The sequence below is a fragment of the Streptomyces sp. SID9727 genome, from assembly GCF_010550605.1.
GTDB lineage: Bacteria > Actinomycetota > Actinomycetes > Streptomycetales > Streptomycetaceae > Streptomyces.
Genome location: NZ_JAAGNI010000032.1, coordinates 1 through 6,401, shown reverse-complemented (window position 1 = coordinate 6,401; position 6,401 = coordinate 1). Strand labels below are relative to the sequence as shown.

General features: G+C 71.8%; 6 protein-coding genes. 4 read left to right on the top strand and 2 right to left on the bottom strand.

Features of this window, described 5'->3' with window-relative positions; genetic code table 11:
• Positions 1-58: 58 nt before the first annotated feature.
• The gene (locus tag G3I41_RS01820; RefSeq protein WP_203600015.1) at positions 59-667 is read right to left on the bottom strand and encodes a TetR/AcrR family transcriptional regulator; all 609 of its coding nucleotides are present in this window, start codon (positions 665-667) and stop codon (positions 59-61) included.
• Positions 668-912: 245 nt separating this feature from the next.
• Here G3I41_RS01820 and G3I41_RS01815 point away from each other — a divergent pair, with 245 nt between their 5' ends.
• Both G3I41_RS01815 and G3I41_RS01810 read left to right on the top strand, forming a co-directional pair.
• Complete coding sequence (locus G3I41_RS01815; RefSeq protein WP_164398533.1) at positions 913-2,400, top strand: DHA2 family efflux MFS transporter permease subunit; 1,488 nt, start codon at positions 913-915, stop codon at positions 2,398-2,400.
• 136 nt (positions 2,401-2,536) lie between these two features.
• Entirely contained in the window at positions 2,537-4,492 is a 1,956-nt protein-coding gene (locus tag G3I41_RS01810) for an acyl-CoA dehydrogenase (RefSeq protein WP_164398532.1), read from the top strand.
• Here G3I41_RS01810 and G3I41_RS01805 read toward each other — a convergent pair.
• Entirely contained in the window at positions 4,489-5,292 is an 804-nt protein-coding gene (locus tag G3I41_RS01805) for a class I SAM-dependent methyltransferase (protein ID WP_164398531.1), read from the bottom strand. The two genes, G3I41_RS01810 and G3I41_RS01805, sit on opposite strands and share 4 nt — an antisense overlap.
• 73 nt (positions 5,293-5,365) lie before the next feature.
• Between G3I41_RS01805 and G3I41_RS01800 the strand changes: the two genes are divergently transcribed.
• Both G3I41_RS01800 and G3I41_RS01795 read left to right on the top strand, forming a co-directional pair.
• Positions 5,366-5,959 carry a TetR/AcrR family transcriptional regulator gene (locus G3I41_RS01800; RefSeq protein WP_164398530.1) on the top strand — a complete coding sequence of 198 codons (594 nt, stop codon included), beginning with the start codon at positions 5,366-5,368 and terminating at the stop codon, positions 5,957-5,959.
• A 113-nt stretch (positions 5,960-6,072) separates the two neighbouring features.
• A partial coding sequence (locus tag G3I41_RS01795) for a lysophospholipid acyltransferase family protein (protein ID WP_164398534.1) occupies positions 6,073-6,401 on the top strand: 329 nt, incomplete at its 3' end.

Genomic DNA, 6,401 nt, shown 5'->3' with positions numbered 1-6,401 from the left:
CGCGGGCGGCGGTGCCGGTGGGTGCGCCCCGGCCACCGGCGCGGGTGGCCCGCGCGCCTCAGAAGCCCGCGGCGGAGGGGCTGTTCACCAGGCCGTCGCTCACCGGCCGCCGGGTGCCCGCGCCGTGCATGAAGACCGACGTGACGGCGGCGGCAGCGGGCTCCACGCCCAGCTTGGCGTGCAGCGCCTGGCCCAGCGCGCCTTGCAGGAGCGCGCTGTAGAGGTCGAGCAGCGTGTCGGGGCCGAGGTCCGTGCGCCACGTGCCGTCGGCCGATCCGCGGACGAACAGCGCGGTGAGGGGCGCCATGAGCCGGCGGGCGGTCTCGTCGGGCACGGCGGGTTTGCCGTGGATGCGCATCAGCGCCTGGTACTTGGCGGCCTGGCCCATCGCGATCCGGCTCACCCGTGCCACTCCCTCGGGCACGGCGACGCGGTCCAGGCCGGCGTCCGCCAGCTTGCCGATCAACTCGGCGCACGCTTCCTGTGACAGCGCGTCCAGCAAGGTCTCACGGCTGGGGAAGTGGCGGTAGAGAGTGGTGCGGCCCACGCCGGCTGCCGCCGCGACGTCCGCCATGCTGACGCTCTCGCCCCGGCGGGCGAGCAGCATCGCTGCGGCGTCGAGGATCGCGATCGCAACGCGATCGCGCAGGTGCACGTTTCTTGTCATCAATCAAAACGATACTGGCCTACCGGCGCTGGTACATTCATGTTCCACAACGGATCGCATGTATCCCGCCCGGTGAGTCGTCCGTCGTGGACCGCGTCTCGGCGGATCTCCGGCCTTCCGGCGGAAGGCCGGATTCCGAATCCATGCCCGCCGGAGCGCACGCCGTCGCCGCCAGCCGGAGGCACGGGGGGTGGACAGATCAAGCGGGCCCCGGGCGGCTCCGCGCTTTCTCCGAAAGGTGAGTAATGACCACGTCGCAAAAAATCGAGTCGAGCCCTCCCGGGGGAGGGGGCAGCTCTGGCGACAAGCTGGACAGCAAGGTCCTCCTCGTAGCCGGTGTGGTCGTGCTCGGCGGGATCATGTCGATCCTTGACATCACCGTGGTCTCGGTCGGACTGCAGACCTTCCAGAAGGAGTTCCACGCGACCTCGGCCCAGGTCGCCTGGACGATGACCGGTTACACGCTGGCCCTGGCGAGCGTCATCCCGCTCACCGGATGGGCGGCCGACAGGTTCGGGACAAAACGTCTCTACCTGCTCGCGGTCGCGTTGTTCGCGGCCGGTTCGGCGCTGTGCGCCGCGGCCAACTCCCTGGAGATGCTGGTCGCGTTCCGGGTGGTCCAGGGTCTGGGCGGCGGGATGCTGATGCCGCTCGGCATGACGATCCTGACGCGTGCGGCCGGTCCCGAGCGGGTCGGCCGGGTGATGGCCGTACTCGGCATCCCCATGCTCCTCGGCCCCATCTTCGGCCCCATCCTCGGCGGTTGGCTGATCGACATAGCCACCTGGCACTGGATCTTCCTGATCAACCTGCCGATCGGCGCGATCGCGCTCGTGTACGCGGCGATGGTGCTGCCCAAGGACAATGTGGAGCCGTCCGAGACCTTCGACTGGGTGGGCGTGCTGCTCCTCTCGCCCGGCCTCGCGTGCTTCCTGTACGGCGTCTCCTCCATCCCGGAGACCGGCACCGTCTGGGCCACCAAGGTCCTGGTCCCCGCGATCATCGGTCTGGTGCTCGTCGCCGCCTTCGTGCCCTGGGCGCTGCGGCCGGCCAACGTCCACCCGCTGATCGATCTGCGGCTCTTCCAGAACCGTGACCTGAGCGTCGCCGTGATCGCCATGTCGCTGTTCGCGATGGCGTTCTTCGGCGCCAGCCTGCTGTTCCCGCTCTACTTCCAGCAGGTGCGCGGGGAGTCGGCGCTCGACTCGGGCGTTCTGCTCGCCCCGCAGGGCATCGGCGCGATGATCACCATGCCGATCGCCGGCATGCTCGCCGACCGCATCGGCCCCGGCAAGATCGTCATGACCGGCATCGCGGTCATCACCGTCGGCATGGGCATGTTCACGCAGCTCGCCGCCGACACGTCCTACACATACATCATCGTCGCGCTCTTCGTCATGGGCCTCGGCATGGGTGCCGCCATGATGCCGATCATGGCGTCGGCGCTGGCCACCCTGAGGGAGCACACGGTCGCCCGTGGCTCGACGCTGATGAACATCGTCCAGCAGGTCGCCGCCTCGATCGGCACCGCCCTGTTCTCGGTGCTCCTCACCAACGGCCTCAAGGACATCACCGCGAGGACCCCGGACGGCATCAAGGACCAGATGGGCGACGCGTTCGCCTCGGTGTTCCTGGTGGCGGCCATCCTCATCGCCGTGTGCCTGATCCCCGCGCTGCTGCTGCCGCGCAGGAAGGTGAAGGCGGCGGACCCGACCGCGATGGTCGGCCACTGAGCGAACGGCACGACCCGGCGGACGCCGCCGGGCCGGGACGGCTTCGGCCGCCTCCGGCCCGGCGGCGTTCCCGTGTCACCGGGGCGGTCCGCCATGACGGTCGCTTGACCGTGCCGGGGCGGGGTAGCGAAGCTGCATGGACACTGAGAACACGCCCGCCGCCGGTTACGTACAGCCCGAGGTCGACGTACCGGGGCTGACCCGGGTGCTCGACGGGAACTACGCCGGTATCCGCGATCTCGTCCGGAGCAATCTGGTGGCGTACGCCTCGGTGCTGGAGGAGGCCGAGGAGCTCGGCTTTGACGCGTATCGCGAGCGGGTGCGGGAGATCGTGGTGGAGATGGCCGCCACCGGGCAGACGGGGATGGGGTTTCCGCAGGAGTACGGCGGGGGCGGTGACGTCGGGGCGTCCATCGCGGCGTTCGAGACGCTTGCCTTCGGGGACCTGTCCGTGCTGGTGAAGGTGGGGGTGCAGTTCGGGCTCTTCGGCGGGGCGATTCTGCAGCTCGGCACCGAGCGTCACCACCGGGCCCATCTGCCGGACCTGATCACCGGGCGCCTGATGGGGTGCTTCGCGATGACCGAGACCGGCCACGGCTCCGACGTGCAGTCACTCGGGACGGTGGCGCGGTACGACCCCGGCTCCCAGGAGTTCGTCCTGACCACCCCGGATGACGAGGCGTGCAAGGACTACATCGGCAACGCCGCCCGCCATGCGGAACTCGCCGTCGTCTTCGCCCAGTTGGAGGTCGGCGGGAAGGCCGAGGGAGTGCACGCCTTCGTCGTACGGATCCGGCAGGACGGCGAGGTGGTGCCCGGCGTCCGGATCGAGGACGACGGGCGCAAGATGGGCCTCAACGGCGTCGACAACGGCCGCATCCGGTTCGACGGGGTGCGCGTGAAGCGCGAGGCGCTGCTCAACCGGTTCGCCGACGTCACCGCCGAGGGCGTCTACGAGAGCCCGATCGAGAACCCCGGGCGGCGGTTCTTCACCATGCTCGGCACCCTGGTGCAGGGCCGGGTCAGCGTCGCCGGTGCCGGGGTCGGCGCGGCCAAGGTGGCCCTCGCGATCGCCACCAAGTACGCCGTGCGACGGCGGCAGTTCGCGGCCGCCCCGGACACGGACGAGCAGCTGCTCCTCGACTACGGACTGCACCAGCGCCGCCTGCTGCCGCTCCTCGCCCGTACGTACGCACTGCACTTCGCCCAGGACGCCGTACGGAGCCAGTTGCACGACGTCTTCTCCGGCATCCGGGACGACGCGCGGGCCCGGCGCCTCCTGGAGTCCCGGGCCGCCGGCACCAAGGCGCTCGCCACCTGGCACGCCACCCGGGTCGTCCAGGAGTGCCGCGAGGCGTGCGGCGGCGCCGGCTACCTCAGCGTCAACCGGTTCGCCGCGCTCAAGGCCGACAGCGACATCTTCACCACGTTCGAGGGCGACAACCACGTCCTGCTCCAGCTCGTGGCCAAGGGCCTGCTCACCCATTACGCGAGCGAGTTCGAGGACCTGGACCAGCTCGGCACGGTCCGCCACGTCGCCGGGCTCGCCGTCGAGGCGGTCCTGGAGAAGACCTCCGCCCACAAGCTGCTCGAACGGGTGCGGGACCTGCTGCCGGGCGGCGACGAGTGGGACCGCGAGGCCGGGCTGCTCGACCCGGAGTACCAGCTCGCCATGGTCCGCTTCCGCGAGGAGCACATGCTCGCCGGGCTCGCCCGCAGGCTCAAGCGCGGAATGGACGAGCACGAGGACCCCGGCGCCGTGTTCTCCCGGGTCCAGGACCACGTCATCGCCGTCGCCCGCGCGCACGTCGAACGGCTCGTCCTCGAAGCGTTCACGGACCAGGTGCGCGCCCTGCCCGAGGGCGGCAACAAGGAGGCGCTGCGCCTGCTGTGCGACCTCTTCGCCCTCTCGGCCATCGAGGCGGACCGGGCCTGGTTCATGGAGCACGGCCGGCTGACCGTCCAGCGCTCCAAGGCGATCAGCCGCGAGGTGAACGACCTCTGCCGCAAGGTCCGGCCGCTCGCGGTCGACCTGGTGGACGCCTGGGGCATCCCGGACGAGATGCTGCGCGCCCCGGACCTGGTGGGCTAGCCGACGCGCACGGCGCTCGTCGCCAGGGTGACGTACCGCATGGTGAACCGGCCGCCCAGCGCGTCGATGGCATCGCCCACCGCTGTCAGGATCTCCCTCAGCCGGTCGGGGCCGAGCCGGGTGAGGCCGCCGGTCGTCGGGAGCAGGTCCAGCCACTGGTCCCGGGTGTAGGGGCGCTCCCAGTCGAACCGCCACTGCTCCGGTTCGTGGAACTCCCCGGTCGCGCGGATCCGTTCGGCGGTCTTGGCGTACCCCGCCCGGTACGCCTCCAGCGGGCGCCGGGCCGGCTCGCCGCTGAACGGCGAGTCGGGGGCCACCCGCCTGAAGGCCTCGGCGAACGGCTCCGCCACCTCGGCGGGCGGCTCGAAGACGTGCCCGAAGACCGCCAGGCGCCCGCCCGGCCGCAGCACCCGGGCCGCCTTCCCGGCGCCCACCGCCGGGTCCACCCAGTGCCACGACTGGGCGGCGGTCACCGCGTCGAACGTCCGGCCCGCCGGGTCCCACGCCTCGAAGGTCGCCACCTCGACGCGCACGTCGTGCGCGCGGGCCAGGTCGGCCATCCGGGCATCCGGTTCGACACCGAGCACCGCGCAGCCGGCCGCCCGGAACTGACGGGCCGCGATGCCGGTACCGCAGCCGACGTCGAGCACGTCCGGCCCGGGGCTCCCGGCGACGACGCGGGCCACCAGGTCCTCGGGGTAGGCGGGACGGGCCTCGTCGTAACGCCGTGCGTCGGTGCCGAAGGACTCGGCGGTCCGGCGGGCGTGATGGGGCTGCGGCTCACGGGGTAGAATGGGCATGCGTTCACCTTAGTGGGCAAGCGCCCACATGCCAAGGTGTGGCAGGGGCGCGGACGACGTGAGGAGTGGGTACGTGCCGACCGGAGTGCACCTTCGCGACGCCCGGCAGCAGCTGTTCGACGCCGCCGAGCGCGTCCTGCTGCGGGACGGTCCGAACGGCCTGACCAGCAGGGCCGTCACCGACGAGGCGGGCTGCGCCAAGGGTGTCCTGCACCGCCACTTCGCCGACTTCGACGCCTTCCTCACCGCGCTCGTGCTCGACCGGGCCGCGGATCTCGACGCGCGGGCGCGAACGCTGGGCGAGAGCGCCGGAACCGGCACCGTGGCCGGCAATCTCACCGGCGCGCTGACCGCCCTCTTCGGACCGGTGCCGGTCGCGATCATCCCGCTCATCACCTTCCGGGACGAGCTGCGCACCCGCCTCAGGGAGGCGACACCCGGGGGCGGCATCGCGATCCTCGCCCAGATCACGACCGCCGTCTCCGGCTACCTCACGGAGGAGCGCGCACGGGGCCGGGTGTCGGCCGACGCGGACATCGACGCCCTCACGCTCACCCTCGTCGGGGGCGGGCACCTGCTGTTCGCGGACCGTGACTCCGGGCCGCCGGGCGCGGAGGCGATCGGCAAACTGGTGACCACGGCGATCGCGGACGCCGTACGGTCGTGACGTGCGGTCGGCGGAGCCGTCCGGATACCCAGAGGGGATGAGTACCGCCGCTCAGCCGGCCGGCCGTCCGGAGCGGAACGATGGAACTCCGCCCGAGCGAACCGGAGATGCCCATGCTCAGCCGCCTCGCCAGTCAACTGGTGCCCTTCTTCGGGCGGTTGACGCTCAGCACCGAAGCGGACGCCACCCTGCCCCCGGCCGGCATCATCGCCGCCAACCACACCTCGCTCGCGGACCCCGCGATCGTCCTGGCGGCCCTGCGGCTGCTCGGCGCCCGGCCCGTCGTCCTGGCGGCCGCCGGGCTCTGGCGCGTCCCCGTGCTCGGCCGCGCCCTGGCCAGTGAGGGGCACATCCCCGTCCACCGCGGCGACCCCCGCGCCGGCCGGGCCGTCGTGCTCGCCCAGGAGGCGCTGGAACGGGGCCGGCACATCCTCATCTACGC

Excerpts from the sequence above, each read along its gene's own strand:
- G3I41_RS01815 (WP_164398533.1), top strand. The coding sequence starts at position 913 with ATGACCACGTCGCAAAAAATCGAGTCGAGCCCTCCCGGGGGAGGGGGC.
- G3I41_RS01805 (WP_164398531.1), bottom strand. The coding sequence starts at position 5,292 with ATGCCCATTCTACCCCGTGAGCCGCAGCCCCATCACGCCCGCCGGACC.
- G3I41_RS01820 (WP_203600015.1), bottom strand. The coding sequence starts at position 667 with ATGACAAGAAACGTGCACCTGCGCGATCGCGTTGCGATCGCGATCCTC.
- G3I41_RS01810 (WP_164398532.1), top strand. The coding sequence starts at position 2,537 with ATGGACACTGAGAACACGCCCGCCGCCGGTTACGTACAGCCCGAGGTC.